This window comes from Streptomyces sp. NPDC052016 (genome assembly GCF_044548445.1).
In the GTDB taxonomy this organism is placed as follows: Bacteria; Actinomycetota; Actinomycetes; order Streptomycetales; family Streptomycetaceae; genus Streptomyces.
The window spans coordinates 155,099-180,176 of sequence record NZ_JBIUBX010000014.1 but is presented as its reverse complement, the minus strand read 5'-3'; the positions used below and the strand labels follow the sequence as shown (position 1 = coordinate 180,176).

The 25,078-nt window shown below is 71.5% G+C and carries 23 protein-coding genes and 1 riboswitch; of the genes, 6 read left to right on the top strand and 17 right to left on the bottom strand.

The features are described from left to right. The first annotated feature begins 9 nt into the window (after nt 1-9). Nucleotides 10-384, top strand: a complete 375-nt coding sequence (locus ACIHAR_RS19375; RefSeq protein WP_010357981.1) for an RNA polymerase-binding protein RbpA — start codon at nt 10-12, stop codon at nt 382-384. A 202-nt stretch (nt 385-586) separates the two neighbouring features. Here the strand turns inward: ACIHAR_RS19375 and fxsA are convergent, their stop codons facing one another. The 4 genes from fxsA to ACIHAR_RS19355 all read right to left on the bottom strand — a co-directional run bounded on the left by fxsA (nt 587) and on the right by ACIHAR_RS19355 (nt 5,046). Beyond that, nucleotides 587-1,156 (bottom strand): FxsA family membrane protein, encoded by a 570-nt coding sequence (gene fxsA, locus ACIHAR_RS19370; protein ID WP_400020596.1) that lies wholly within the window; start codon nt 1,154-1,156, stop codon nt 587-589. 46 nt (nt 1,157-1,202) lie between these two features. Continuing rightward, nucleotides 1,203-2,135, bottom strand: coding sequence for a polyprenol monophosphomannose synthase (locus tag ACIHAR_RS19365; protein ID WP_400020594.1), 933 nt, complete (start codon nt 2,133-2,135; stop codon nt 1,203-1,205). Nucleotides 2,136-2,694: 559 nt separating this feature from the next. Beyond that, nucleotides 2,695-4,296: an amidohydrolase gene (locus ACIHAR_RS19360; RefSeq protein ID WP_400020592.1), complete on the bottom strand. Its 1,602-nt coding sequence runs from the start codon at nt 4,294-4,296 to the stop codon at nt 2,695-2,697. Nucleotides 4,297-4,605: 309 nt separating this feature from the next. Beyond that, a complete protein-coding gene (locus tag ACIHAR_RS19355; RefSeq protein WP_365455267.1) occupies nt 4,606-5,046 on the bottom strand; it encodes an Lrp/AsnC family transcriptional regulator in 441 nt (146 codons plus the stop codon). Between the two features lie 264 nt (nt 5,047-5,310). Here ACIHAR_RS19355 and ACIHAR_RS19350 point away from each other — a divergent pair, with 264 nt between their 5' ends. Next, nucleotides 5,311-5,769 (top strand): hypothetical protein, encoded by a 459-nt coding sequence (locus ACIHAR_RS19350; protein ID WP_365455270.1) that lies wholly within the window; start codon nt 5,311-5,313, stop codon nt 5,767-5,769. A gap of 528 nt (nt 5,770-6,297) precedes the next feature. Here ACIHAR_RS19350 and ACIHAR_RS19345 read toward each other — a convergent pair. Continuing rightward, a complete protein-coding gene (locus tag ACIHAR_RS19345) occupies nt 6,298-7,473 on the bottom strand; it encodes an acyl-CoA dehydrogenase family protein (protein WP_400020589.1) in 1,176 nt (391 codons plus the stop codon). Between the two features lie 207 nt (nt 7,474-7,680). Here ACIHAR_RS19345 and ACIHAR_RS19340 point away from each other — a divergent pair, with 207 nt between their 5' ends. Beyond that, nucleotides 7,681-8,922 (top strand): glycoside hydrolase family 18 protein, encoded by a 1,242-nt coding sequence (locus tag ACIHAR_RS19340; protein WP_400020587.1) that lies wholly within the window; start codon nt 7,681-7,683, stop codon nt 8,920-8,922. Between the two features lie 54 nt (nt 8,923-8,976). Here ACIHAR_RS19340 and ACIHAR_RS19335 read toward each other — a convergent pair whose 3' ends face one another. From ACIHAR_RS19335 to ACIHAR_RS19325, 3 genes are all read right to left on the bottom strand, one after another. After that, nucleotides 8,977-9,636, bottom strand: a complete 660-nt coding sequence (locus ACIHAR_RS19335; RefSeq protein ID WP_365455279.1) for a TetR/AcrR family transcriptional regulator — start codon at nt 9,634-9,636, stop codon at nt 8,977-8,979. A 97-nt stretch (nt 9,637-9,733) separates the two neighbouring features. Next, nucleotides 9,734-9,874 (bottom strand): SCO1431 family membrane protein, encoded by a 141-nt coding sequence (locus ACIHAR_RS19330; protein ID WP_365455282.1) that lies wholly within the window; start codon nt 9,872-9,874, stop codon nt 9,734-9,736. Nucleotides 9,875-10,000: 126 nt separating this feature from the next. Continuing rightward, complete coding sequence (locus tag ACIHAR_RS19325) at nt 10,001-11,401, bottom strand: peptidase C39 family protein (RefSeq protein WP_400020584.1); 1,401 nt, start codon at nt 11,399-11,401, stop codon at nt 10,001-10,003. Between the two features lie 247 nt (nt 11,402-11,648). Here ACIHAR_RS19325 and ACIHAR_RS19320 point away from each other — a divergent pair, with 247 nt between their 5' ends. Together ACIHAR_RS19320 and ACIHAR_RS19315 are read left to right on the top strand one after the other, a co-directional pair. Further along, entirely contained in the window at nt 11,649-12,269 is a 621-nt protein-coding gene (locus ACIHAR_RS19320) for a uridine kinase (RefSeq protein WP_400020657.1), read from the top strand. Between the two features lie 441 nt (nt 12,270-12,710). Continuing rightward, on the top strand, nt 12,711-14,576 hold the full coding sequence (locus ACIHAR_RS19315) for an AAA family ATPase (protein ID WP_365455288.1): 1,866 nt from the start codon (nt 12,711-12,713) through the stop codon (nt 14,574-14,576). A 141-nt stretch (nt 14,577-14,717) separates the two neighbouring features. On the opposite strand, the gene ACIHAR_RS19310 is transcribed toward ACIHAR_RS19315, so the two are convergent. The 9 genes from ACIHAR_RS19310 to ACIHAR_RS19270 form a co-directional block, all read right to left on the bottom strand. Continuing rightward, entirely contained in the window at nt 14,718-15,821 is a 1,104-nt protein-coding gene (locus tag ACIHAR_RS19310) for a hemolysin family protein (protein ID WP_400020581.1), read from the bottom strand. Next, nucleotides 15,818-17,143 (bottom strand): hemolysin family protein, encoded by a 1,326-nt coding sequence (locus tag ACIHAR_RS19305; RefSeq protein WP_365455294.1) that lies wholly within the window; start codon nt 17,141-17,143, stop codon nt 15,818-15,820. The genes ACIHAR_RS19310 and ACIHAR_RS19305 overlap by 4 nt, the downstream gene beginning before the upstream one ends. 235 nt (nt 17,144-17,378) lie before the next feature. After that, nucleotides 17,379-17,834, bottom strand: a complete 456-nt coding sequence (locus ACIHAR_RS19300) for a PH domain-containing protein (RefSeq protein WP_400020579.1) — start codon at nt 17,832-17,834, stop codon at nt 17,379-17,381. 39 nt (nt 17,835-17,873) lie between these two features. Next, nucleotides 17,874-18,722: an ATP phosphoribosyltransferase gene (gene hisG / locus ACIHAR_RS19295; protein WP_365455300.1), complete on the bottom strand. Its 849-nt coding sequence runs from the start codon at nt 18,720-18,722 to the stop codon at nt 17,874-17,876. Between the two features lie 46 nt (nt 18,723-18,768). Further along, entirely contained in the window at nt 18,769-19,041 is a 273-nt protein-coding gene (locus ACIHAR_RS19290) for a phosphoribosyl-ATP diphosphatase (RefSeq protein WP_365455302.1), read from the bottom strand. Nucleotides 19,042-19,075: 34 nt separating this feature from the next. After that, nucleotides 19,076-19,561, bottom strand: coding sequence for a 6,7-dimethyl-8-ribityllumazine synthase (gene ribH, locus ACIHAR_RS19285; protein WP_189936439.1), 486 nt, complete (start codon nt 19,559-19,561; stop codon nt 19,076-19,078). A 35-nt stretch (nt 19,562-19,596) separates the two neighbouring features. Continuing rightward, on the bottom strand, nt 19,597-20,886 hold the full coding sequence (locus ACIHAR_RS19280; protein ID WP_365455306.1) for a bifunctional 3,4-dihydroxy-2-butanone-4-phosphate synthase/GTP cyclohydrolase II: 1,290 nt from the start codon (nt 20,884-20,886) through the stop codon (nt 19,597-19,599). Further along, entirely contained in the window at nt 20,883-21,524 is a 642-nt protein-coding gene (pnuC, locus tag ACIHAR_RS19275; RefSeq protein WP_400020575.1) for a nicotinamide riboside transporter PnuC, read from the bottom strand. The genes ACIHAR_RS19280 and pnuC overlap by 4 nt, the downstream gene beginning before the upstream one ends. Next, the gene (locus tag ACIHAR_RS19270; protein ID WP_400020573.1) at nt 21,521-22,126 is read right to left on the bottom strand and encodes a riboflavin synthase; all 606 of its coding nucleotides are present in this window, start codon (nt 22,124-22,126) and stop codon (nt 21,521-21,523) included. The genes pnuC and ACIHAR_RS19270 overlap by 4 nt, the downstream gene beginning before the upstream one ends. Nucleotides 22,127-22,272: 146 nt before the next feature. Beyond that, a riboswitch (FMN riboswitch) is annotated at nt 22,273-22,403 on the bottom strand. A 215-nt stretch (nt 22,404-22,618) separates the two neighbouring features. On the opposite strand from ACIHAR_RS19270, the gene ACIHAR_RS19265 reads away from it, so the two are divergent. Beyond that, nucleotides 22,619-25,042 (top strand): chitinase C-terminal domain-containing protein, encoded by a 2,424-nt coding sequence (locus ACIHAR_RS19265; RefSeq protein WP_400020572.1) that lies wholly within the window; start codon nt 22,619-22,621, stop codon nt 25,040-25,042. Nucleotides 25,043-25,078 lie beyond the last annotated feature (36 nt).

Genomic DNA, 25,078 nt, shown 5'->3' with positions numbered 1-25,078 from the left:
GCACGATTCATGAGTGAGCGAGCTCTTCGCGGCACGCGCCTCGTGGTGACCAGCTACGAGACGGACCGCGGCATCGACCTGGCCCCGCGCCAGGCCGTGGAGTACGCATGCGAGAAGGGGCACCGCTTCGAGATGCCCTTCTCGGTCGAGGCGGAGATCCCGCCGGAGTGGGAGTGCAAGGTCTGCGGGGCCCAGGCACTCCTCGTGGACGGCGACGGCCCTGAGGAGAAGAAGGCCAAGCCCGCGCGTACGCACTGGGACATGCTGATGGAGCGGCGGACCCGTGAGGAACTCGAAGAGGTCCTCGAGGAGCGGCTGGCCGTTCTGCGGTCCGGGGCGATGAACCTGGCGGTGCATCCCCGGGACAGCCGCAAGTCCGCGTAGCGGGACACCGGCACTCAGCGCACGCACATGACCGCGGGCGCCGTACGTGAGGTCGACGTACGGCGCCCGCGGTCGTTGTTCTGCCTACCGGACCCCGCCGCTCGGCCCTGGAGGCCCGACGGACCTCGTCCTCGAACGCCGGACGGGCCGAAAGCGCCCGACCGGCGTCGGCGTGTGCCGCGAGGACCGGAAAGGCCGCGGGTCAGCGGGTGAGCGGTGGGCGTGGTTCCCGGCCCGTGTCGCCCGTGCCGTATCCCTGATCGCCGTCCCGGATCACCTCGCCCTGCACCACCTTGCCGTCGGGACGGTGGATACGGGCCTGCTGGAAGGCGTCACCCAGTGAACCCGAGGCCGCGGCCCGCAGCTTGCGGTCGACCGTGCGCTCCGCATAGCCGCCGACGACCTTCTGGACCGGCGGAAGCAGAAGGAGCAGACCCAGCACGTCGGAGACCAGGCCCGGGATCATCAGCAGCAGGCCGCCGAGCATCATCAGGCCGTTGCCACCGCCGCGGGACGGGGGCGCGCCGCGCTGGAGCGCCTCGTTGAGGTTCTGGAAGGCGCGTCGGCCGGCGCCCTTGATGACCACCGAGCCGAGGACCAGCCCGGCGACCAGCAGCAGGAAGACGGTGAACCCACCGGCCGCGCCCGCCACGACGGTCAGCAGCCAGATCTCCAGCACCAGCCACGCGGCGAGGCCCAGCGGCAGATACCTCCGCAGGCGGGAGCGCCGGGGCCGGGCGGGGTAGGGATGGGTGGGAGCGCCAGTCGTCATGCCCCCAGTGTGCCTGCACCCGGCTCAGAGCGGGATAAGGGGACGATCAGCCGTTGCCGTGCGACTCGGGCGGCGACGTCGACGACGCGGGAGCCGACGCCGACGACTGCGGCGCCGAAGGCTGCGACGCGGAAGGCTGCGACGGCGAGGACTGCGGCGCGGAGGACGGCGACGGCGACGGCTGATCCTGCCGCTCCCCCTTGCCGGCGATCTTTCCGACCCGCTCCCCCACGCCCCACGCCGTGACCCGCCACAAAGCCTCGACGAGGATGTCCCGGCTCATCTTGGAGTCACCGAGTTCACGCTCGACGAAGGTGATGGGCACCTCGACGACGTGGAAGCCGGCCTTGACCGCGCGGCGGGCGAGGTCGACCTGGAAGCAGTAGCCCTGGGAGGCGACCTCGTCGAGGCCGAGGCCCTCGAGCGTCTCCCGCCGGAAGGCGCGGTAGCCGCCGGTGATGTCCCGCAGCGGCAGGTCCAGGGCGAGGCGGGAGTAGAGGCTGCCGCCACGGGAGATGATCTCGCGGGACTTGGGCCAGTTCACGACGCGGCCCCCCGGCACCCAACGGGAGCCCAGGACGAGGTCGGCGCCCTTGAGGGCGGTCAGCAGACGGGGCAGTTCCTCAGGCTGGTGCGAGCCGTCGGCGTCCATCTCGATCAGCACGCCGTAGCCGTTGTCCAGACCCCAGCGGAAGCCGGCGAGGTAGGCGGCGCCGAGGCCCTCCTTGCCCTTGCGGTGCAGGACCCGGACCTGGTCGTCCTCGGCGGCCAGCTCGTCGGCGAGCTTGCCGGTGCCGTCGGGGCTGTTGTCGTCGGCCACGAGGACGTGGGCCTCGGGGACAGCCTTGCGCACCCGGCCGACGATGGCCTTGATGTTCTCCGCCTCGTTGTAGGTCGGGATGATCACCAAGGCCTTGCCGAGCGGACCGAACTGCCTCCCGCGGTCCTGTGCCGCGCGGGTCGCGTCGCCGTCGTTCACTACTGCCCCTTCATGTCCGTACGCAGGGGACCACCATAGTGGCCACCGCCTGCGGTGACGTGACGGGACGTTCCTATGGTGGTGTCATTTCCCGACGAGCGGGGTAGGTACGCGCTTTTGGTCTTGTATGTACGAGGCTACTGCGTACGGGTGCGCCCACCCGGTGCTGCGGATGGGGGCCCGGCGCCCTTCGGGCCGACCTGGGACCCGCTGGCTGCGGATCGACACAAAGCCGTTGTCTACTGAGCGCCCGGGCCCCACCCGGGTCACACCTCCCCGACCGGCCGGAACCTTCCCTCGCTCGGCGCGGGCGCTGAGCCTGGCTCCCAGTGGCGGTGCGCCGGTGCGGCGGACCGTCCCTGACCCAGCGGCGCCTCGGCGAGTGCGCGGACGTTCCCCGGCGGGGCGTCCGGTGGTGGACTCCGCCGAACCTACCGGCCCCACGCCGTCGGCTGTCAACAGCCGTTCCACCTGCGGATCTTCGGTCAATGCCCTGGTCAGCGGGGAGGTCGCGGAACGGCAGGCGGACGGGTGATCCTCCGCCCGCCCGCCCGGGGGATCACTCGCCCGGCCGTACGAACACCGTCCGCCCGCCGACCACCGTGCGCAGGCATACGGGCAGGTCGGCGCCCGGGCTCAGGTCGGGCAGGCCGGGGGTGCCGGAGCGGGGGTCGGTGGACCAGCGGGCGACCCGGTCGTCGGGCGCCTGGACCACCAGCTCGTCCGTACGCCACACCGCGTAGTCCGCCGGTGCGCCCGGCACGAGGACGCCCGCGTCGTCGCGTCCGACCGCCCGCCAGCCACCGCGGGTGTGGGCGGTGAACGCGGCGCGGACGGAGACCCGGTGCTCGGGGGTGCGGTGGAAGGCGGCGGCCCGGACCGTGCCCCACGGATCGAGGGGTGTGACGGGGCTGTCGGAGCCGAAGGCGAGCGGGACGCCGGCCCGCAGCAGGGCCGCGAACGGGTTCAGGGTTCGGGCCCGTTCTGCGCCCAGGCGCTGGGCGTACATGCCGTCCTCCCCGCCCCACAGGGCGTCGAAGGCGGGCTGCACGGAGGCGGTCAGGCCGAGTTCGGCGAACGCGGCGATGGTCTCCGGGGTGAGCATCTCGGCGTGCTCGACGCGGTGACGGGCGGCGCGGACCCGGGCGAGGCCGACCTTCTCGGCGGCGGCTCGCACGCCCTCGACGACAGCGGTGACGGCGGCGTCGCCGATGGCGTGGAAGCCGGCCTGGAGTCCGGCCTCGGTGCAGGCCACGACGTGGGCGGCGACCGCGGCGGCGTCGAGGTAGGCGGTGCCGGTGTGGGCCGCGTCGGTGTACGGGGTGTGCAGGCAGGCCGTGTGGGAGCCGAGGGCGCCGTCGACGAAGAGGTCACCGGCCGCCCCGAGGGCGCCCAGTTCCCGCGCCTTCCGGACGTCCTGCTCGGCCCAGTAGCCGACGACCCGGGGGCCGCATTCCTCCGCGGCGAGCCGCAACAGGCCGGTGAAGTCGTCCTCGGAGGAGATCTCCGGGCCGCCGCACTCGTGGATCGAGCCGATGCCGAGGGAGGCCGCGTGCGCGAGCGCGGTGCGCTGGGCCTCGGTGCGCTGCTGGGGCGTCACAGCCGCGAACGCGGCGGCGCGCACCGTGTGGTGGGCGTCGGCGGTGAGCGGACCGTCCGTTGCGCCGAGGCCCGGTGTCAGGTCGAGCAGGGCCGTGGTGACGACCGCGGAGTGGACGTCGATCCGGGAGAGGTAGAGGGGACGGCCGCCCGTGGCCTCGTCCAGTTCCGCGCGCGTCGGCGGGCGGCCGCCGGGCCAGCGGGAGGCGTCCCAGCCGTGCCCGAGCAGCACCTTGTCCTGCGGTCGGGCGGCGGCGAAGTCCCGCACGCGGTCGAGGGCCGCCTCCAGATCGGGGGCGGTCGACAGGTCGAGTCCCGTCAGGGCGAGGCCGGTGGCGGTGGTGTGGACGTGCGCGTCGGTGAACGCGGGGGTGACCAGGGCGCCGTCCAGGTCGACCACCTCGTCGACGCCGTCCGCGAAGGCGTCCGCCGCGCCCTCGGAGCCGACCCAGGCGACCTGGCCGCGCTCGACGACCATCGCGGTCGCGAAGGGGTCGGCGGGGCTGTGGACCTCTCCGCGGCGGAGCAGGACGGTCTTCGGCTCGGGGATGCGCTCACTCATGGGGAACAGTTTCGCGCCTCACCCTTGCCGACCGGCACGCGGACCCCCCGGATCTGAGCCCACCGGCACCCGGCCCGAACTGCCGGACCCCCGGATCCCTACCGACCGGCATCCGAACTCCCCGGACCCGAACCGACCGGCACCCGGATTCCCCGGACCCGAACCGACCAACGCCCGGACCTCTTGCACCCGTGCCGACCCGCACCCGGACCCCTCGGCCCCGAACCTGCCCGCACCCCGGCCCCTCGGCCCCGTACCGGCCAGGCCTTCCCAGAACCGCGGTTCCGTGGCCGCCCGCATCGCGAGCCCTCAGATCCGCGGAGGCCTGGCCTCGTACGGGGTGGAGAGCACGACCGTCGTCCGTGTCGAGACTCCCGCGAGCGCGCGGAGCCTTCCCAGCAGCTCCTCCAGTTCGTGCGGGGTGGCCACGCGCACCTTGAGGATGTAGTTCTCGTCGCCGGCCACGCTGTGGCAGGCCTCGATCTCGGGTACCCCGGCGAGGCGTTCGGCGATGTCGTCGGGGGCGCTGGGGTCGAACGGCTTCACCGAGATGAAGGCGGTCAGGGGCAGCCCGACGGCCTCGGGGTCGACGACGGCCGCGTAGCCGCGGATGACGCCCCGCTGTTCCAGCCGCCGCACCCGCTGGTGCACGGCCGACGTGGACAGGCCCGTGGCCTTGCCCAGGTCGGTGTAACTCATCCGCCCGTCCTTGACGAGCAGCTGCACGATTTGTCGGTCCAGCTCCTCCATGACGCAAGAACTTACAGGGCGCCGAAGTCTTCGTATACGTATGCAGCCCAGGTCATACCGGTTCGTGATGTGGCGGGAGCCGCCTGTGAGTCGTCCGGGCGCTCCGCCGGCCGCGCGGGCACCTGCGAACGGCATGTGACGAACGCCACAGGCTCTGTCAAGGCTCCGTGATGTTCTCGTGATTACCCCCGAGAGGGGGTGGGAAGTGCTTGCTGTGGTCGAGGCCGCAGCGCCTTCACGGCCCAGCCCGAGGGGGAGAATCCCATGCAGAGTCTTAAGCGCCCTGGTCGCACCGCGTCCAAGCGGTTCCAGCCCGTCGTCGTCGAGTCCGAGCCGGAGGGTGTCGAACCCGACGGCTTCGACGCCGAGTTCGCCGACGGCACCGACGAGTTCGACGCGTACGACACCTTCGAGATGTACCGCGTGGTCTGCCCGGACTGCGCGCAGCCCATCGCGCTGCTCGCGGACGAGGAGGTCCTGCCGGAGCACGCGCTGTGCGCCTCTCCGTGGAACCCGTTCGGGCTCACGGTGTGCGCCGGCACCGGACGCGCGGCGTCCGAGGCGCGCCCCGCGGACGAGTCCTTCGAACCCCAGGAGCAGGACACCGCCCTCCTGTTGACGCTCCCTCAGGGACTCGACTGGCGGATGCAGCCCTTCTCGCACGTCGGCGGCCCGGGCTCGCGCCCGATGCGCGTCCCGGCGATGCGCCGCCACGCCGCCTGAGCGTCGTCGCTCGCCGGCGTCGGCTCACCTCCAGCAGCTGCCCTGCACCATGGCCCGCGGACTGCCGTGGTGCAGGATCGGTGTGTCGACTTCAGCCCGAGCCGGCCATCCGGCCCGCCGCTGAGGCCACGACATCGCGGATGTGCGTGCCGGACCCCGCGTCTGAGGCGCGATCCGAACGCCGGATGTGACGGTGGGTCAGTCAGTGTGCCCGGTGACCGAATCGCCACCCACGGGACCCGGGGGCACCTTCCGAACTCACGCCCGACCGGGCGAGCGGGTGACCTGGAGTCGCGCGCTCGCGTTGCCCTGGTATGGCCACCACCTACCAAGCGGCGCCCGGGCGTCACCGCCAGCTCTTCGTCCCCGCGCCCGCAGAACCGCATCCGCCGGCTCCGCCGTCCGTACCGGACCCGCCGATCTACCGCGACATGCTGCGCACCTGGGCCGACCGGGGCCGTACGCTGCCGGGCCGGCACGACCCGGAGTGGGTGCGGCTGGTGGCCCCGCTGGTGCGGCCGGGGCAGTTCAGCGGGTCTCCGGACCCACTAGGTGACGGGCGATGACCATCCGCTGGATCTGGTTGGTGCCCTCGACGATCTGCAGCACCTTGGCCTCGCGCAGATACCGCTCGACGGGGAAGTCCGCGGTGTAGCCGTAGCCGCCGAGGACCTGGACGGCGTCGGTGGTGACCTGCATCGCGGCGTCGGTGCAGTGCAGCTTGGCCATGGCCGCCTGCGCCGCGAACGGCCGGCCGGCGTCCCGCAGCCGCGCCGCCGCCAGGTACAGGGCCCGGCCCGCCTCGATGCGGGTCGCCATGTCGGCGAGCAGGAAGCGCAGCCCCTGGAAGTCGGCGATGGGCCGCCCGAACTGGCGCCGCTGACGCGCGTACGCGACCGCCTCGTCCAGAGCCGCCTGGGCGACCCCGACGGCACAGGCGGCGATGCCCAGCCTCCCGGAGTCCAGGGCGGCCAGCGCGATGGCGAAGCCCTGGCCCTCCTCACCCAGACGGCGCGCGTCGGGGATCCGCACGCCGTCGAAGTGGAGCTGGGCCGTCGGTGAGCCCTTCAGCCCCATCTTCCTCTCGGGCGGCGCGGCGGTCAGGCCCTCGGCGTCGCCCGGTACCAGGAACGCGGTGATCCCGCCCGGCCCCTCGCCACCGGTGCGCGCCAGGACCGTGTAGAAGTCGGCGATGCCGCCGTGCGTGATCCAGGCCTTGGTCCCGTTGATCACCCAGTCTCCCCCGCTCTCCCGCACCGCGCGCGTGCGCAGGGAGGCCGCGTCCGAGCCGGAGGCGGGCTCGGAGAGGCAGTACGCGCCGAGCAGCCCGCCGCCGAGCATCGCGGGCAGGTGCGCGGCCCGTTGTTCCTCCGTGCCGTGGGTGGCGAGCGCGTAGGTGGCCAGGGTGTGGACGCTGACGCCGAGCCCGACGGTGAGGCGGGCGGTGGCGAGCTCCTCCAGGACCTGGAGGTAGACCTCGTACGGCTGGTCGCCTCCGCCGTGCGCGGAGTCGTAGGGCAGGCCGAGCAGGCCCGCTTCGGACAGCAGGGTGAACAGCTCGCGCGGGAAGTGGGCGGCGTCCTCCTCCTCGGCGGCCGTGGGGGCGATCTCGCGGCGGGCGATGTCCCGGACGAGTGCGAGCAGATCGCGGGCCTCGTCGGTGGGCAGGAGGCGGTCCACCGGTGGCGGGGCACGGTCGGGCATGGCGACGCTCTCCTCCCTGGGCCGACCAGCGGCTCGGCGCTGTGAGTATGCCCGCGCCAGGCCTTGCCCGCACGGGCGGACCCTTCCGGGATTGGTCCGGACCATTGACCGTACTGGTCTAGTCCTCCTACCGTTTCGGTCCAACGCTCCACGCGTTCATGCCAATCGGCGTGCGATCCCTCCCTGCCCCCTGCGAGGAGACACCCGATGCACACCCCGATGCGCCCCCTCGCCCGGCTCCGGACGCTCCTGGCCGCCGGCTGCTGCGCCGCCCTCGGCGCCGGCCTGCTCGCCGGTGCGGGCACCGCCACCGCCGACGAGCCGGGCCCCGCCAAGGCGCCCGCGACCGGCTCCAAGGTCGTGGGCTACTTCACCGAATGGGGCATCTACGACCGCCGGTACTTCGTCAAGAACATCGAGACGTCCGGCTCCGCGGACCGGCTCACCCACATCAACTACGCCTTCGGCAACGTCACCGACGGCAAGTGCGTCCTCGGCGACCCCTGGGCGGACACCGACAAGCCGTTCACCGCCGAGGAGTCGGTCGACGGCGTCGCCGACACCGCCGGCCAGGCGCTCAGCGGCAACTTCAACCAGCTGCGCAAGCTGAAGAAGCTCCACCCCGACCTGAAGGTCATCTGGTCCTTCGGCGGCTGGAGCTGGTCGGGCGGCTTCGGCGAGGCGGCCAAGGACCCGGCTGCCTTCGCCCGGTCCTGCCACGACCTGGTGGAGAACTCCGCATGGGCGGACGTCTTCGACGGCATCGACATCGACTGGGAGTACCCCAACGCCTGCGGCCTCACCTGCGACACCAGCGGCCGCGAGGCGTTCCCGGAGCTGATGAGGGCCCTGCGCGCCCAGTTCGGCAAGCGCGCGCTGGTCACGGCGGCTATCACGGCGGACGCCACCAGCGGCGGCAAGATCGACGCGGCGGACTACGCGGGCGCGGCACGGTACGTCGACTGGTACAACCCGATGACGTACGACTACTTCGGCGCCTGGGCGGCCACCGGCCCCACGGCACCGCACTCGCCGCTGACCCCGTACCCCGGGATCCCGCAGCGGGGCCACGACACCGCCTCCACGATCGCCAAGCTCAGGAGCCTGGGCATCCCGTCGCGGAAGCTGCTGCTCGGCATCGGGTTCTACGGGCGCGGCTGGACCGGCGTCACCCAGGCGAAGCCGGGCGGTACGGCCACCGGGCCCGCGCCGGGGACGTACGAGGCCGGCACCGAGGACTACAAGGTCCTCAAGGAGAGGTGCCCGGCGACCGGCACGGTCGGCGGCACCGCCTACGCCTCGTGCGGTGCGGAGTGGTGGAGCTACGACACCCCGAAGACCATCGCGAGCAAGACGGCCTGGAAGAACCGTCAGAGGCTCGGCGGGACGTTCTTCTGGGAGCTGAGCGGGGACACCGCGGACGGTGAGCTGATCAAGGCGATCAAGTAGCCCGGTGCACGGGGGACCTGGGGCGGGGGACCACGAGCCTCCGCCCCCGGCCCGTCACAGCTCCCGGCGGGCCGGCTTCGGGGCCGGGAACGCGGGGTCCAGTTCCTCGATCGCGCGCAGGGCACCGCCCAGGGTCTTCACCAGGAGGTCGCGCATGACGTCGCGGGAGAGGTCGGGGCGGTCGATCCAGTGGAGGGTGGCGCCCTCCACGCTGCACACCCAGGAGAGCAGGGCCATGCGGGGCAGCGACGGGATGTCGCTGCGGCCGTAGGCGCCCTCGGCGATGGTCGCCACGATCGCCTCGCGCACCCCGTCCCGGATGGCGTGCACCTCGGTGTCGAAGCCGACGCCGCCGCTCACGATCGTGCGGTAGGCCGCCTGGTGGTGCTCGGCGAAGCTCAGATAGCTGTCGATCGTGCGGTGCACCCGGTCGACCTGGGGCAGTTCGACACCGCTCGCGGCGAAGGAGACCAGGTCGGCGACGGAGTCCTGAATGATCGCCAGGTAGTAGCCGCGCTTGGACTGGAAGTAGTAATAGATCAGCCCCTTGGCGACGTGCGCCTGCCGGGCGATGTCGTCCATCGAGAGCGCGTCGTAGGACGTGTCGGCGAACAACTTCCGCCCGATGGCGATGAGTTCGGCGCGACGCGCCAGTGAGCGCTCGGTACCGCGCGCGCGGGGACGTGCGGGGTCGCGCTGGTGGCTGATATTCAATTTCGACCCTGGTCTCAACGGTCGGCGGGACGACGTCAGTATGTCAGGTCGAAGGGTGGGTCAGGTCACAGCACCGGGGGGACCGCAGGCGCCTAATTCACAGCAGTCCGAGCTGGGTCACCAGCATCGCCACGACCGCGACGAGGACCCAGCCCATGACGTGCTCGACGATCTTCGGGCCGTCGTCCTGGGGGCCGCCGGTGCGGGTACGGGGGGCGGTTGCTGCGTGTGCGCTCATGGTGTCTCACTGAGGTCGGGCGTACAGGGTCCGGTCTGTCCACCTTGCCACCGGTCAGGGCTTTTGCGGCCGAGAGCTTGCTCACACGGCGGGAGATGTGCCCGCACCTCCCGCCGTGTGCCCGGGTCAGCGCACTCCCACCGCCGCGAGAGCCTTGTGCTGGCGCGCGCTCGGACGCGCCGGGAAGTAGAGGTAGCAGACGCCTCCGGTGCCGGAGACGACCTTGCCGCTCGCGTTGTACCGCTTGGTCCGCAGCCAGATGTTCTCGAACTCCCGCCGCAAGTAGACGCGCCGCACCGCCGCGTTGCTCGGCGAGGCGGGGTCGTTGGCGATCACGTCACCGTCGGCGGTGAAGCCGATCACGGTCATCAGGTGGCCGGAGGTGCCGTAGCCCGCGCCGGTGAGCTCCTCCTTGAGGAAGGACTGGGACGTTATGGCCGGGATGCCGGCCGCGATCAGCGTCTCCAGATCGGTGAGCGAGGTGAGCCGGGTCACCACGCCCTGGAGATCCTTGAAGGTGGCCGCGTAGGCCGCGTTGAACGGCCAGTTGCCGCAGCCCGCGTACTGGTGGTCGTAGGTGTACCGGGCGGCGTGGCACACCTGGGGGTCGGCGTACGCGGGGTTCACCCAGGCAAGCTGCTCGCGGGTGAGGCGGCCGCCCCAGTACTCGATGATCATCTGCGAGGAGGTGGGGCTGCACCAGGCCTCGCCGCCGTTGTCGTACTCGGGGTACTGCCCCGTGTGGATCTCCTGCGAGTAGCGCGGGACGCTCAGTTCCTGGGCGAGGCCGGGCACCGACGCCGGGACGGTGAAGCGGTCCGGGACGTCGGACCCCATCGCGCCCACCCGCCACACGGTCGGGGTGCGCTTGGTGCCGGGCCTGCGGTGGAGGGTCAGACGGATCCGGTACGAGGTGAGGCGCAGGCCGGTGGAGGCGTCGTCGATCGCCAGGGTGTCCGTCCAGACGGTGCTCCTGCCGTCGCTCTGGTCGTCGACGGAGGTCCGCTTGATGTCCTGGTCGCCGGCCGCCCACCGCCCCATCACGTACCAGGGGGTGTCCGTGCCGTCGGAGTAGGTGCCCTTCAGCTCGGCCTGGAGCCAGGTGCCGGCCGGAGTGCTCGCGTTCCAGGAGACGATCGCCTCGGTGGAGGGGACGGGGAGCCGGTGCACCGGGGACGTCCAGGTGGCGTACTCCCAGGCGGCGGTGGTGCCGGTGTGCGGGTCGGTGTAGTCGGCGGTGCCGGCGGGGGTGCCGATGACCAGGCCCGGCCTGGTGCCCGCGACGGCCCGGGTCCCCCGCGCGGTGCCGGTGCGCCAGTCGGCGTAGGTGGTCCAGGAGCGGTGGTCGACGGGGCGGGCCGGTGCCGTTTCCCGGCCGGCGGTGTCGGTCGTGTCGGCGACCGCCGCCCCGGACCCCCCGGCGACCGCGGCGACGACGGCGGCGGCGAGGACGGTTCTGCGGGACGGCTGATCGATGGCGGACGGGCGCTGATCGGCTCTGTGGGACGGCTGTTCGGCTCTGCTCATGGGCGGAAGACCCCCAGGGATGTCCGAGTCGTGGCTGCTCCGGTGCACGGTGTGCGCCAACTATGGCGGCGCTCGGCCGGCCCTGCCAGCACTTCCGCCCATGCCACGCCCACCAACATGGGTCTGGGCCACTGACGGGCACACGGCTCTGGGCCGATGGCGTGACAGCGGCGGACCCCCGCGCGCCGCACTAGACTTGCGCGCCGCACCCCCGCACACCCCAACCCCGCACACCCCAGGAACCGCCATCCATCACCTCGCCTCCCGGCTCCGCCGCCTCCCCCCGTCCTGCGGACCGGTCCGTCTGATCGGCGTGGACGGGTACGCCGGTTCGGGGAAGTCCACGTTCGCGGGGCGGCTGGCCGAGGCGCTGGGCGAGGCGCCCGTCCTCCACCTCGACGACATCGCGAGCCACGACGAGCTGTTCGCGTGGACCGGACGTCTGCTGACGCAGGTGATCGAGCCCCTCCACCGGGGCGAGACGGCGAACTACACCCCCTACGACTGGCGCGTCCGCCGCTTCGGGCCGCCCCGCCCGCTGCCCCCGTCCCCCGTGGTCCTCGTCGAGGGCGTCGGCGCGGGCCGCCGCGCCCTGCGGCCGTACCTGGCGCATCTGCTGTGGATGGAGGTGGCCCGCGAGGAGGCATGGGCACGGGGGCGCTCACGGGACGGAGAGGCACAGCGGGAGTTCTGGGACCGGTGGGTCCAGGCCGAGCTACGGCATTTCGCCGAAGACCCCTCGAGGCCGTACGCGGACGCGCTGGTACGGCAGTTGAAAGAGGGATACGAGGTGCTGCCGGGGCCCATGGGAACGCCCGGCCCCGACGACGGTGTCACGCACCGTGAGGAACCACCCGCGATGTGGTGAACTTGTGAAGAGCCTTGCGTTCGAACTTCGCCAACTGCTTCAACTCGGCTTGACCGGCAGCCCGTACAGGACTTACGTTCTCAATGTGCGGCAATCGAAGCCGCCTCAGGACGCGAAGCCCCCGGTTGTTCCCCCGTGATCGGGGGCTTCGTTCTGTCCGCACCCCGTTTCCCGCGCCCCTTCCGACCGCGCCACGGCGCCGTTCGCTCACCCAGGGTCACCGGCGCGCGGTGCGCCCCCTCTGCTCCCACCTCGCCGAACGGCCCGTGCGGCACCCTTCGACGGGCGACACCCCGCAGGTACGATGCCCTCGGTGCGATCTCCGGACATCTGCTGCGCGCACCTTGCAACTCCGGTCCGCGGCACAGCGGTTCGACCAAGGCAGCCGAGGGGCGAGGGCCCGTCGGCACACCGACGGGGGCACGGTTTGTGGGGGACGTGATGGACTTCGGCACGCAGGGCCCCGAGGCCCCGGCCGACCTCGCCTGGCTGCGAGGCGTGGACGCCTACACCATGGGCGCCTATCCGCAGGCGGAGGAGGAGTTCCGCACCGCGGTGCGGATCGATCCCGGCATGGCCGACGGCTGGCTCGGGCTGCACGCGCTGCGCGTCGACACGACGACCGCGCTGCTCAGGATGTTCCGGCACCGAGACCGCTTCGGCGAACAGCGCACCCGGCACCGCCGCACCCTCAATTCCTGGTACTGGCTCGGCTGGTGGGTGCAGCCGGTGCTCGAGAGCCCGCGTGACCTGCTCCTCGCGCACGCCTCGCACTGGCTGGACGGCCGGCACGTGCCCGAGCTGGACCGGGCGCTGGCCGGGCTCCCGCCCGTCGACGCCGACCACCAGGTCCGCTTCCTGCACGCCTGCCGCGCCTACCTGGTCAAGGACTGGGAGCAGCTCGTCCGGCACACCGACCCCCTGCTCGACGACCCGCTCCTCGGCATCGAGGCCGGTCTCTTCGGCGGCATGGCGCGGGTCCGGCTGGAGATGTACGGGCAGGCCGAGCCGCTGCTCTCGACGGCCCTGATGCGCTGCCGCAGCGAACAGCCGCAGCGCAAGGAGCTGCGGTACTGGCTGGCCCGCGCCCACGAGGGCACCGGCCGTTCCGCGGCCGCTCTCCCCCTGTACCGGGCCGTCCACCGCGTGGACCCCGCCTTCATGGACACCTCGGCCCGGCTCGCCGCGATCGCCGAGGGCGACGGCTACGACGATCCCGCCGACCTCGCCGCGATCACCCTCACCGGAGCCGGCCAGGACACCGGGGACGGGCCGGACGCCCTCGACCCGCTGTTCGGCACCGAAGGGCGGGACCTGAAGCTCACCGAGCCGGCCGACCTGCCGCCCGTCGCTCCCCTGCCGTCGGTGACCGATCCGGCGGTGCGCGAGAAGACGATGGCGTCCTCGGCACTGCCCGCCGGCCCCACCGACCCCGTCCTGCTGGAGGAGGCGCTCGCCGAACTGGAGCGCATGGTGGGTCTGGAGCCGGTGAAACGCCAGGTCAAGGCATTGTCGGCGCAGCTCAACATGGCCCGGCTGCGGGCCGGGCAGGGCCTTCCGGTCCAGCCGCCCAAGCGGCATTTCGTCTTCTCCGGCCCGTCCGGCACCGGCAAGACCACGGTGGCCCGCATCCTCGGCCGTGTCTTCTACGCCCTGGGGCTGCTCGGCGGCGACCACCTCGTGGAGGCCCAGCGGGCCGACCTGGTCGGCGAGTACCTCGGCCAGACCGCTGTGAAGGCCAACGAGCTGATCGACTCCGCGCTGGGCGGTGTGCTCTTCGTCGACGAGGCCTACTCCCTGTCAAATTCCGGATACGGCAAGGGCGACGCGTACGGCGACGAGGCGCTGCAGGTGCTGCTGAAGCGGGCCGAGGACAACCGGGACCACCTGGTGGTCATCCTGGCCGGCTATCCGGAGGGCATGGACCGCCTGCTCGCCGCCAACCCCGGGCTGTCGTCCCGTTTCACGACACGCGTCGACTTCCCGTCGTACCGGCCCCTCGAACTCACCTCGATCGGTGAGGTGCTCGCCGCGGAGAACGGTGACGTGTGGGACGAGGAGGCCCTCGACGAACTGCGGTCGATCGCCGGGCACGTGGTGGACCAGGGCTGGATCGACGAACTGGGCAACGGGCGGTTCCTGCGGACCTTGTACGAGAAGAGCTGCGCCTACCGGGATCTGCGGCTGTCGACCTATCCGGGGATGCTGTCGCGGGACGACTTGTCGACACTGCGGTTGCCGGACCTGATGCAGGCGTACGGGGAGGTGCTGTCGGGGCGGGGGCCGCAGGATCCGTCGGCGATGTGATCCCGGCCCGGCACGTGTGCGGGCACTCGTATGTACGCCGAAGGCGCCGCGCTCCCCTCGGGAAACCCGGCGCCTTCCTCGTCCCCGGCACCTCGAAGGGCCGGGGGTAAGCCCCCCGGCCCTTCGGGCGACCGCTGACGGCTACGTCGCCATGGCCTCCTCCGGCTCGCCGGTCACCAGCGGCTGGGCGGGGGCCGGCCTGGTCTCGGTCCAGGCCTTCGGCGCCTCCCGGTGCGCCGGGTCCCGTACCTCGCCCACCAGCAGCTCCAGTACGTCCTCCAGCGCGACCAGACCCAGAACCTTTCCCGAGCCGTCGGCGACCTGCGCCAGATGGGTCGCCGCCCTGCGCATGACGGTCAGCGCGTCGTCCAGCGGCAGTTCCGAGCGGAGTGTCGTCATCGGACGCCACAGCTGCTGCGGCACCGCGCGGTCGGAGTCCTCCAGGTCCAGCACGTCCTTCACGTGCAGATAGCCCATGAAGGCGCCGTTCTCCGCGGCGAGCGGGAACCGGGAGTAGCCGGTACGGGCGGTGAGGTCGACGATCTGTCCCGGGGTGACCGCCGGCGGAACCGTCACCAGGGACTCGCGTTTCAGCAGTACGTCCGTGACCGGGCGGGAACCCAGCTCCAGCGCGTCCTCCAGCCGCTCCTGCTCCTCGGGGTCGAGCAGACCGGCCTGCCCGGAGTCCTCCACCAGCCGGTTGAGCTGCTCGCTGGTGAAGACGGCCTCGACCTCGTCCTTGGGCTCGACGCGGAAGAGGCGCAGGATGCCTCGCGCACAGGCGCCGAGGGCGACGGTGATCGGACGGCAGAAGCGGGCGAACCAGACCAGGCCGGGGCTGAGCCACAGCGCGGCCTTCTCCGGGGCGGCCATGGCGAGGTTCTTCGGGACCATCTCGCCGATCACGAGGTGGAAGAAGACCACCGCCGCCAGGGCGATGACGTAGCCCAGCGGGTGGATCATGCCGTGCGGCAGGTGTATCCACTCGAAGACCGGCTCCAGCAGGTGCGCGACCGTCGGCTCGGCGACCGCGCCCAGGGTGAGGGAGCAGACGGTGATGCCGAACTGGGCCGCGGCCATCATCTGGGGCAGGCGTTCCAGACCGTGGAGGACCTGGCGGGCCCTCGCCGTGCCGAGCGGTTCGATCTGGCTGCGGCGCACGGAGACCAGGGCGAACTCGGCGCCGACGAAGAAGCCGTTCGCGAGCACGAGGAGTGCGGCGAAGGCGAGTTGGAGGACGCTCATCGGGCGACCTCCACGACCACGCCGGTGCGCACCAGCCTGACCCGTTCGGCCCGGTAGTGGCCGACGCGACGCACCGACAGCCGCCAGCCCGGCAGCTCCGCCCGGTCACCGACGGCCGGGATGCGGCCGAGCAGGTCGGCGACGAGCCCGGCGACCGTCTCGTACGGTCCCTCGGGTACCTCGAGGCCTATGCGCAGCAGGGTGTCGACACGGCAGCTGCCGTCGACGTCCCAGGCGGGCCGGCCGTCCTCGGGCGGGGCGGCGGCGAGTTCGGGCGTGTCCAGACCGTCGTGCTCGTCGCGGACCTCGCCGACGATCTCCTCGACGATGTCCTCCAGCGTCACCACGCCGGCCGTGCCGCCGTACTCGTCGACGACGACGGCGATGGGCTGCTCGCTGCGCAGCCGGGCCAGCAGCGGCCGGACCGGCAGGGTCTCGGGGACGAGCAGCGCCGGGCGGGCGATACGGCCGGCCGGCGTACGCAGCCGGTCGTGGACGGGGACGGCGAGGGCGTCCTTGAGGTGCACCATGCCGACGATCTCGTCGATCTTGTCGCGGTAGACGGGGAAGCGGGACAGGCCGGTGGCGCGGGTCAGGTTGACCACGTCCTCGGCGGTGGCCGACGCCTGCAGGGCACTGACCTTCACGCGCGGGGTCATGACGTGCTGTGCGGTCAGCTCGGCCAGGGACAGGGTCCGTACGAAGAGGTCGGCCGTGTCCTGTTCGAGGGCGCCGGCCCGGGCGGAGTGGCGGGCCAGGGAGACGAGTTCGCCGGGGGTGCGGGCGGAGGCCAGCTCCTCGGCGGGCTCGACACCGAGGGTGCGCACCAGGCGGTTGGCCACGGCGTTGAGGCCCGCGATGACCGGCCGGAAGAGACGCGCGAAGGCGTACTGCGGGCCGGCGACGAAGCGTGCGACCTCCATCGGCCTGGACACGGCCCAGTTCTTGGGCACGAGTTCGCCGATGACCATCTGCACGGCGGAGGCCAGGAGCATGCCGACGGCGACGGCGACGCCGGAGACGGCTCCCTCGGGGACGCCGATCGCGGTGAACGGTCCGTGCAGCAGCTCGGCGAGCGCGGGCTCCGCGAGCATGCCGACGACGAGGGAGGTGATGGTGATGCCGAGCTGGGTGCCGGAGAGCTGGAAGGACAGCTCCTTGAGCGACTCGACGACCGTACGGGCTCGTCGGTCGCCCTCGGCGGCGGCCTTCTCGGCGTCCGGGCGCTCGACGGTGACGAGGCCGAACTCGGCGGCGACGAAGAAGCCGTTGGCGAGGATGAGCAGGAACGCGGCTGCCAGGAGCAGCAGGGGGGTGGTCATGATGCCGCCGCCTCCGCAGAGCCGCGGACCGCGAGATCGCGGTCCGCGCTATGTCGGCAGGGGGCGGCGCAGGTACTGCAGGACGATCCGTCCATTGCCGGAGAGGGTCACTCCTCGGGTAGCAGGAACCCCTGTGCGCCGGGCACGGCACGACAGGGGCGGAGACGCAAGGGGAGCGTCTCCGCCACCAGATTAATCAAGACAGGGGCTCCTGCGGCAGGGTGGACGCCCCGAGTCAGCCCTGATCCTGCTCGGGGTCGCGGACGGAACGCGCTTCGACGAGGGCGCGCAGGGTGCGCGCGTCGGCGATGGCCCGCTCCCGGGCGATGCCCGGCTGGATGCCGAGCGCGGGCAGGCTGGTGCCGTCACTGAGGTTGAGGAACACCCAGGGATCACCCGGTCGGAGGTTCACCTGGACGATCTCCGCCCAGTCCAGTCGCCTCTTGCCGGCGATGTTGACGACGGTGACACCGGAGTCGTCCGCGACGACCCGGACCCGGGCGAGCTGGGCCAGAACCCAGAAGATGAGCCCCCCGGTCACGATGAAGCTGAGTCGCTCCCCCGGGCCGAGCTGCTCCAGGAGGAGCGCGACGACCGAGATGACGACGAAGATCGCGACACCGGCGGTGAGCAGCACCGCGCGGGTGCGGCCCGGCCGGAACGTGACGGGCAGGGTGGGGAGGTCGGACATGTGGCGGCTCTCAGAGACGGTCGGACACGGCTGTGGGTCTCAGAGACGGCAGGCGTGGATGGCCGTGGTCAGGATCGCCCGGGCGCCGATGTCGTAGAGGTCGTCCATGATCCGCTGGGCTTCCTTGGCGGGGACCATGGCGCGGACGGCGACCCAGCCCTCGTTGTGCAGCGGGGACACGGTGGGCGACTCCAGGCCCGGGGTGAGGGCGACGGCCTTCTCCAACTGCTCGACGCGGCAGTCGTAGTCCATCATCACGTACGTCCGGGCGACCAGGACGCCCTGGAGACGGCGCAGGAACTGCTGCACCTTCGGCTCCTCGGCGTCCGCGCCGGTGCGGCGGATGACGACGGCCTCGGACTTCATGATCGGCTCGCCGATGACCTCCAGGCCCGCGTTGCGCAGGGAGGTGCCGGTCTCGACGACGTCCGCGATGACCTCGGCGACACCGAGCTCGATGGCGGTCTCGACGGCGCCGTCGAGGTGGACGACGGAGGCGTCGATGCCGTTGTCGGCGAGGTGCTTGGCGACGATGCCCTCGTAGGAGGTGGCGACGGTCATGCCGCCGAGGTCCTCGACACCCTTCGCGGCGCCGGGCTTGGTGGCGTAGCGGAAGGTGGAGCGGGCGAAGCCGAGCGGGAGGATCTCCTCGGCGTTGGCGCCGGAGTCGATCAGCAGGTCGCGGCCGGTGATGCCGATGTCGAGGCGGCCGGAGGAGACGTAGATCGCGATGTCGCGGGGGCGGAGGTAGAAGAACTCGACCTCGTTCTCCGGGTCGACGATCCGCAGCTCCTTGGACTCACGGCGCTGCTGGTAACCCGCCTCATGCAGCATCTCCGCCGCAGGGCCGGACAGTGAACCCTTGTTGGGGACGGCGATGCGCAGCATGAGGCGAGCTTCCTTCGTTCGTACGGAAAGGGGGTGCGGTTGCGGCTCAGAGGTGGGCGTAGACGTCGTCCAGGGAGATCCCGCGGGCGACCATCATCACCTGGACGTGGTACAGGAGCTGCGAGATCTCCTCGGCGGCCGCGTCCTTGCCCTCGTACTCGGCGGCCATCCAGACCTCGGCGGCCTCCTCGACGACCTTCTTGCCGATGGCATGGACGCCCTTCTCGACCAGTTCGGCGGTGCGGGAAGTGGTGGGGTCGCCGGTGGCGGCCTTCTGCTGGAGCTCGGTGAAGAGCTCCTCGAACGTCTTCTTGGACATGGTGACGCCCACTTTACGCGGTGTGCCGACCGGCCTAGCGCCACGGTTCGGATACTGAGCGGAGGGTTGCCGCGGTCGCCACCGCCGCCGTCACCGCCTCGTGCCCCTTGTCCTCGTTGGAGCCCTCCAGGCCGGCCCGGTCCAGGGCCTGCTCCTCGGTGTCGCAGGTGAGCACGCCGAAGCCGACGGGGACGCCGGTCTCGACGGAGACCTGGGTGAGGCCCTGGGTGACGCCCTGGCACACGAAGTCGAAGTGGGGGGTGCCGCCGCGGATGACGACGCCGAGGGCGACGATCGCGTCGTAGCCCCGTCCGGCGAGCACCTTGGCGACGACCGGGAGCTCCCAGCTGCCGGGGACCCGCAACAGGGTCGGCTCGTCGATGCCCAGGTCGTGCAGGGCGCGCAGGGCGCCGTCGACCAGACCGTCCATCACCTTCTCGTGCCACTGGGCCGCGATGACGGCGACCCGCAGGTCACCCACATTGCGTACGGACAGTTCCGGTGCGCCCTTGCCGCTCACGTCTCTCCTTCGTGCCTTCTGCTGTGGTGCTGTGGTTACTGGTTGCCGCAGGGGGACACGGGGGCCGTGTCCAGCCAGGGCAGGTCGTGTCCCATCCGGTCCCGCTTGGTGCGCAGGTAGCGGATGTTGTGCTCGCCCGCCTGTACGGGCATCGGCTCGCGTGCGCTGACCTCGAGGCCGTGGCGCAGCAGCGCCTCGGTCTTCTCGGGGTTGTTGGTCATCAGGCGGACGCTGCGCACGCCGAGGTCGGTGAGGATCTGGGCGCCGGCGGCGTAGTCGCGGGCGTCGGCGGGCAGGCCGAGCTCCAGGTTGGCGTCGAGGGTGTCGTGGCCCCGCTCCTGGAGTTCGTACGCCCTGAGTTTGGACAGCAGGCCGATGCCGCGGCCCTCGTGCCCGCGCAGGTAGACCACCACGCCCCGGCCCTCGCTCTGGACGCGCTGCAGCGCCGCGTCGAGCTGGGGGCCGCAGTCGCAGCGGGCCGAGCCGAAGACGTCGCCGGTGAGGCACTCGGAGTGGACGCGGACGAGGACGTCCTCGCCGTCGCCGATGTCGCCGTGGACCAGGGCGACGTGCTCGACGCCGTCGACGGTGGAGCGGTAGCCGTAGGCGGTGAAGGTGCCGTGGGCGGTGGGCAGCCGGGTCTCGGCCTCGCGGCGGACGGTGGGCTCGGCGTTGCGGCGGTAGGCGATCAGGTCCTCGATGGAGATGATCGTCAGGCCGTGCTTGCGGGCGAAGGGGATCAGCTCGGGCAGGCGCAGCATGCGGCCGTCCTCGCCGGCGATCTCGACGATCGCCCCGGCCGGGCGCAGGCCCGCGAGGCGGGCCAGGTCGACGGCCGCCTCGGTGTGGCCGTTGCGGACGAGGACGCCGCCGGGCTTGGCGCGCAGCGGAAAGACGTGGCCGGGGCGGACGAGGTCCGTCGGCTGTGCCTCACCGCTCGCCAGCAGCTGGAGGGTGGTGGCGCGGTCGGAGGCGGAGATGCCGGTGGTCACCCCGTGCGCGGCGGAGGCGTCGACGGAGACCGTGAACGCGGTCTTCATCGACTCGGTGTTGTCCGCGACCATCTGGGGGAGCTGGAGCCGGTCCAGTTCGTCGCCCTCCATGGGGGCGCAGATCAGGCCGCGGCACTCGCTCATCATGAAGGCGACGATCTCGGGGGTGGCCTTCTCGGCGGCGATGACGAGGTCGCCCTCGTTCTCCCGGTCCTCGTCGTCGACGACCACGACGGGGCGGCCGGCCGCGATGTCGGCGATGGCCTGCTCGACGGGGTCCAGCGCGAAGTTCTCGATTCCGTCGGTGCTGTACAGCAGCGGTGCCGTGCTCATGCCGGCGCTCCTTCCAGAGCGGGCTGCGGGCCCTTGCGGGAGCGCAGCCACCAGTCGCGCATGCCCCACAGGACGAGCGCGCCGTAGATGACGTAGACGAAGCCGGAGAAGGCGTAGCCGTTGGCGAAGTTCAGAGGGACGCCGACGAGGTCGACGAGGAGCCAGGCGAACCAGAACTCGACCATGCCGCGGGCCTGGGCGTACATGGCGACGACGGTGCCGACGAAGATGTAGGCGTCCGGCCAGGGGTCCCAGGACAGGGTGGGGTAGGCCTTGAAGAGGAGGGCCACGGCGACCGTGCCGGCGGCCGCGGCGGCGATCATCGCGGCGCGCTCGTGCCAGGTGGCGAACCGGGGGGCGATGTGACCGTCCTCGGACTGGCCCTTGTTCCGGTTCCACTGCCACCAGCCGTACAGGGCGACGGCCATGACGACGACCTGCTTGCCGGCGCTGCCGGCCAGGTGGCCGTAGAAGGCGACGAAGAGGACGAGGCCGGAGAGGAACTGGACCGGCCAGGTCAGCAGGGAGCGCCGCCAGCCGAGGGCGAGCGTGATCAGGCCGAGGATGTTGCCGATCATGTCCGACCAGATGATGTGCTGGTCGAACATGACGAAGGCCTCGGAGTTCAGCCAGTTCACTTGGCTGCTCCCTGAGTGCCGGCGAGCAGCCGCTCGACGTACTTGGCGACGACGTCCACCTCGAGGTTGACCGGGTCGCCGGGCTGCTTCAGGCCCAGGGTGGTCAGTGCGAGGGTGGTGGGGATGAGGCTGACGGTGAAGTGGTCGGCGCCGGCGTCGACGACGGTGAGGCTGATGCCGTCGACGGTGATGGAGCCCTTCTCGACGACGTACCGGGAGAGGTGGGCCGGGAGCGAGACCTTCACGATCTCCCAGTGCTCGGACGGCCGGCGCTCGAGGACCTGGCCGGTGCCGTCGACGTGGCCCTGGACGATGTGGCCGCCGAGACGGGCGCCGACCGCGGTGGGCCGTTCGAGGTTGACGCGGGAGCCGACGGTGAGGGCGCCGAGGCTGGAGCGGTCGAGGGTCTCCGCCATGACGTCGGCGGTGAACTCGTCGCCCTCGTGCTCGACGACGGTGAGACAGACCCCGTTCACGGCGATGGAGTCGCCGTGCTTCGCGCCCTCGGTGACGACGGGTCCGCGCAGCCGGAAGCGGGAGGCGTCGCCGAGGTTCTCGACGGCGGTGACCTCACCCAGCTCTTCGACGATTCCGGTGAACACTTCCCGGGTCCTCCTGCCTCGTTGGGCACGGACTCCGGGGCCTGTCGATGACGACAGAAAGTACGAGCGAGGACACCGGGGGCGACGCCGGACAGACTCGTCCACGGACGAGTACGTATACGGCGGCGCGCACGAATGCCCGCCCGCCGCGCACTGCCTCCCATCCGGACTTTAACCGTCGGTCCAGGAATTTCACCTGGTCAACCGGTCGCTGGAGGCGACCGGGTCGCGGACTGTAACCGCCGGTTCGGACTTTCACCGACCCCGGAGTGCGCTGCTTTAGGTACAGGGCCAGTGTGCCACGCCGGGTCGTCGTCCATACGGGCGAACGATGTGGAGTGGCTCACAGGCCGCGCGCATGGACTTCTCGGGCGGGCCGAGGCACCGGCAACTCCCCACCTGCCGGGCTCGCTTGAGATTGGTCCATACCTATTGACGCACTGGTCTAGTCCTCTCTAGGGTCTGCGCACATTCCGTGGAGAGGAACCGACTGTGCTGTCCCTTTCACGACGCCGGGCGCGACCGGCGCTGCTCGCGGCGGCCGCGGCGGTCACGGGCCTGCTGCTGGCCGCCCTGCCGGCGACCGTCTCCCGCGCCGCCGACCAGGCGTCCTGCCGCCCCGACGGGCTGTACGCGACACCGGGCGTCGACGTCCCCTACTGCTCGGTCTACGACTCGGCCGGGCGCGAGAAGATGGGCGCCGACCACCAGCGCCGGGTGATCGGCTACTTCACCGGCTGGCGCACCGGCAAGGACGGCACGCCCGCCTATCTGGCGTCCGACATCCCGTGGGACAAGGTCACCCACCTCAACTACGCGTTCGCGCACGTCGACGGCGGCAACAGGATCTCCGTCGGCACGGACGGCGCCACGAACGCGGCGACCGGGATGACATGGCCGGGGGTGGCGGGGGCCGAAATGGACCCGGCCTTTCCCTACAGGGGCCACTTCAACCTGCTGAACAAATTCAAGAAGCAACACCCCGACGTCAAGACGCTGATCTCGGTGGGCGGCTGGGCGGAGACGGGCGGGTATTTCGACGACAGCGGCACCCGGGTGAACTCCGGCGGCTTCTACTCGATGGCCACGAACGCCGACGGTTCGGTCAACCGGACGGGCATCGACACGTTCGCGGATTCCGCCGTCGACTTCCTCAGGAAGTACGGCTTCAACGGCGTCGACATCGACTACGAGTACCCGACGTCCATGAAGGACGCGGGCAACCCGCTCGACTGGTCCCTCTCCAACGCCCGCCGGGCCGGTCTGGTCAAGGGCTACGCGGCCCTGATGAAGACGCTGCGCGAGAAGCTCGACCGCGCGGGCGCCGCGGACGGGAAGCACTACCTGCTGTCGGTCGCGGCGCCCTCGTCCGGATACCTGCTGCGCGGCATGGAGACGTTCCAGGTCCAGAAGTACCTGGACTACGTCAACATCATGTCCTACGACCTGCACGGCGCCTGGAACGAGTACGTCGGCCCGAACGCCTCCCTCTTCGACGACGGGAAGGACGCCGAACTCGCCGCCGCGGGCGTGTACTCCACCTCCCAGTACGGCGGGATCGGCTATCTGAACACCGACTGGGCCTACCACTACTTCCGCGGCTCGATGCCGCCCGGCCGGATCAACATCGGACTCCCCTACTACACCCGGGGCTTCAAGAACGTCACCGGCGGGACCGACGGCCTGTGGGGCAGGGCGCCCTCGACCACCTGCCCGGCCGGGTCCGGCCTCACCAGGTGCGGTGACGGCGCCGTGGGCATCGACAACCTCTGGCACGACCTCGACACCGCGGGCAAGGAGGCGCCCGCGGGCTCGAACCCGATGTGGCACGCCAAGAACCTGGAGAAGGGCATCGTCGGGGACTACGTCACGCGGTACGGCTTCCCGGCCGACACCCGGCTGACGGGCACGTACGCCCGGAAGTACGATGCCACCCTGGTCGCGCCCTGGCTGTGGAACGCCGAGAAGAAGGTGTTCCTGTCCACCGAGGACGAGCAGTCCGTGAACGCCAAGGCGGACTACGTCGTGGCCAACGGCATCGGCGGCACGATGGTGTGGGAGCTGGCCGGCGACTACGGCTGGAACGCGGCCGAGGGGCAGTACGAGCCGGGGTCGACGCTGACCTCGGCGATGTACGAGAAGTTCAAGTCGGCGTCCCCCTACGGCGCGACACGGTCGACGGTCGCCCTGCCGGCGGAGGTGCTGAGGATCGACGTGGAGTTCGGGCAGTTCCCGCTCGGCGACTCCAACTACCCCATCAGCCCCAAGCTGAGGATCACGAACAACACCTCGGCGACCCTCCCCGGCGGCACGGAGTTCCGCTTCGACTACGGCACCTCGGCTCCCGGCAACGCCAAGGACCAGTCCGGCTGGGGGACTTCGGTGATCCGCAGCGATCACACGGGAACCAACGTCGGCGGGCTGAAGGGCGACCACCACCGGGTCTCGCTGAAGCTGCCGGCCTGGCAGACACTGGCCCCGGGGGCGTCGGCCGAGCTGGACTTCGTGTATTACCTGCCCGTGTCGACGCCGTCGAACTGGACGGTGACGTTCGGCGGGAGGACGTACGCGCTCGCCGGTGATCTGGCGCGGGGCGTGACGGTGGTGGAGCCGGGTTCGGGAACCCCGTCGCCGTCGGGAACCCCGTCGGGGACGCCGTCGGTCACCCCGTCCGCAACCGCCTCGGGCAGTCCTTCCGGCACCCCGTCGGGCAATCCTTCGGGCACGTCCTCGCCCTCCCCGTCCCCGTCCGGCGGCACGTGCGCGGGCGCGGCCTGGAACTCCGCCACGGAGTACACCGGCGGCAGCGTGGTCTCCCACAAGGGGCACTCCTGGAAGGCCAAGTGGTGGACGAAGGGTGAGGAGCCCGGCACCACAGGGGAATGGGGGGTGTGGCAGGACCTCGGGTCCTGCTGACCCGTACGGACCGGCCCGGCGGCGGTGACGACGGCC

Bases quoted from the DNA above. Each gene is read 5' to 3' on its own strand.
- ACIHAR_RS19355 (WP_365455267.1), bottom strand. From the start codon at position 5,046: ATGGAGGAGCTGGACCGACAAATCGTGCAGCTGCTCGTCAAGGACGGG.
- ACIHAR_RS19280 (WP_365455306.1), bottom strand. From the start codon at position 20,886: ATGAGCACGGCACCGCTGCTGTACAGCACCGACGGAATCGAGAACTTC.
- ACIHAR_RS19315 (WP_365455288.1), top strand. From the start codon at position 12,711: ATGGACTTCGGCACGCAGGGCCCCGAGGCCCCGGCCGACCTCGCCTGG.
- ACIHAR_RS19350 (WP_365455270.1), top strand. From the start codon at position 5,311: ATGCAGAGTCTTAAGCGCCCTGGTCGCACCGCGTCCAAGCGGTTCCAG.
- ACIHAR_RS19310 (WP_400020581.1), bottom strand. From the start codon at position 15,821: ATGAGCGTCCTCCAACTCGCCTTCGCCGCACTCCTCGTGCTCGCGAAC.
- ACIHAR_RS19375 (WP_010357981.1), top strand. From the start codon at position 10: ATGAGTGAGCGAGCTCTTCGCGGCACGCGCCTCGTGGTGACCAGCTAC.
- fxsA (WP_400020596.1), bottom strand. From the start codon at position 1,156: ATGACGACTGGCGCTCCCACCCATCCCTACCCCGCCCGGCCCCGGCGC.
- ACIHAR_RS19345 (WP_400020589.1), bottom strand. From the start codon at position 7,473: ATGCCCGACCGTGCCCCGCCACCGGTGGACCGCCTCCTGCCCACCGAC.
- ACIHAR_RS19300 (WP_400020579.1), bottom strand. From the start codon at position 17,834: ATGTCCGACCTCCCCACCCTGCCCGTCACGTTCCGGCCGGGCCGCACC.
- ACIHAR_RS19325 (WP_400020584.1), bottom strand. From the start codon at position 11,401: ATGAGCAGAGCCGAACAGCCGTCCCACAGAGCCGATCAGCGCCCGTCC.
- ACIHAR_RS19360 (WP_400020592.1), bottom strand. From the start codon at position 4,296: ATGAGTGAGCGCATCCCCGAGCCGAAGACCGTCCTGCTCCGCCGCGGA.
- ACIHAR_RS19330 (WP_365455282.1), bottom strand. From the start codon at position 9,874: ATGAGCGCACACGCAGCAACCGCCCCCCGTACCCGCACCGGCGGCCCC.
- ACIHAR_RS19290 (WP_365455302.1), bottom strand. From the start codon at position 19,041: ATGTCCAAGAAGACGTTCGAGGAGCTCTTCACCGAGCTCCAGCAGAAG.
- hisG (WP_365455300.1), bottom strand. From the start codon at position 18,722: ATGCTGCGCATCGCCGTCCCCAACAAGGGTTCACTGTCCGGCCCTGCG.
- ACIHAR_RS19305 (WP_365455294.1), bottom strand. From the start codon at position 17,143: ATGACCACCCCCCTGCTGCTCCTGGCAGCCGCGTTCCTGCTCATCCTC.
- ACIHAR_RS19340 (WP_400020587.1), top strand. From the start codon at position 7,681: ATGCACACCCCGATGCGCCCCCTCGCCCGGCTCCGGACGCTCCTGGCC.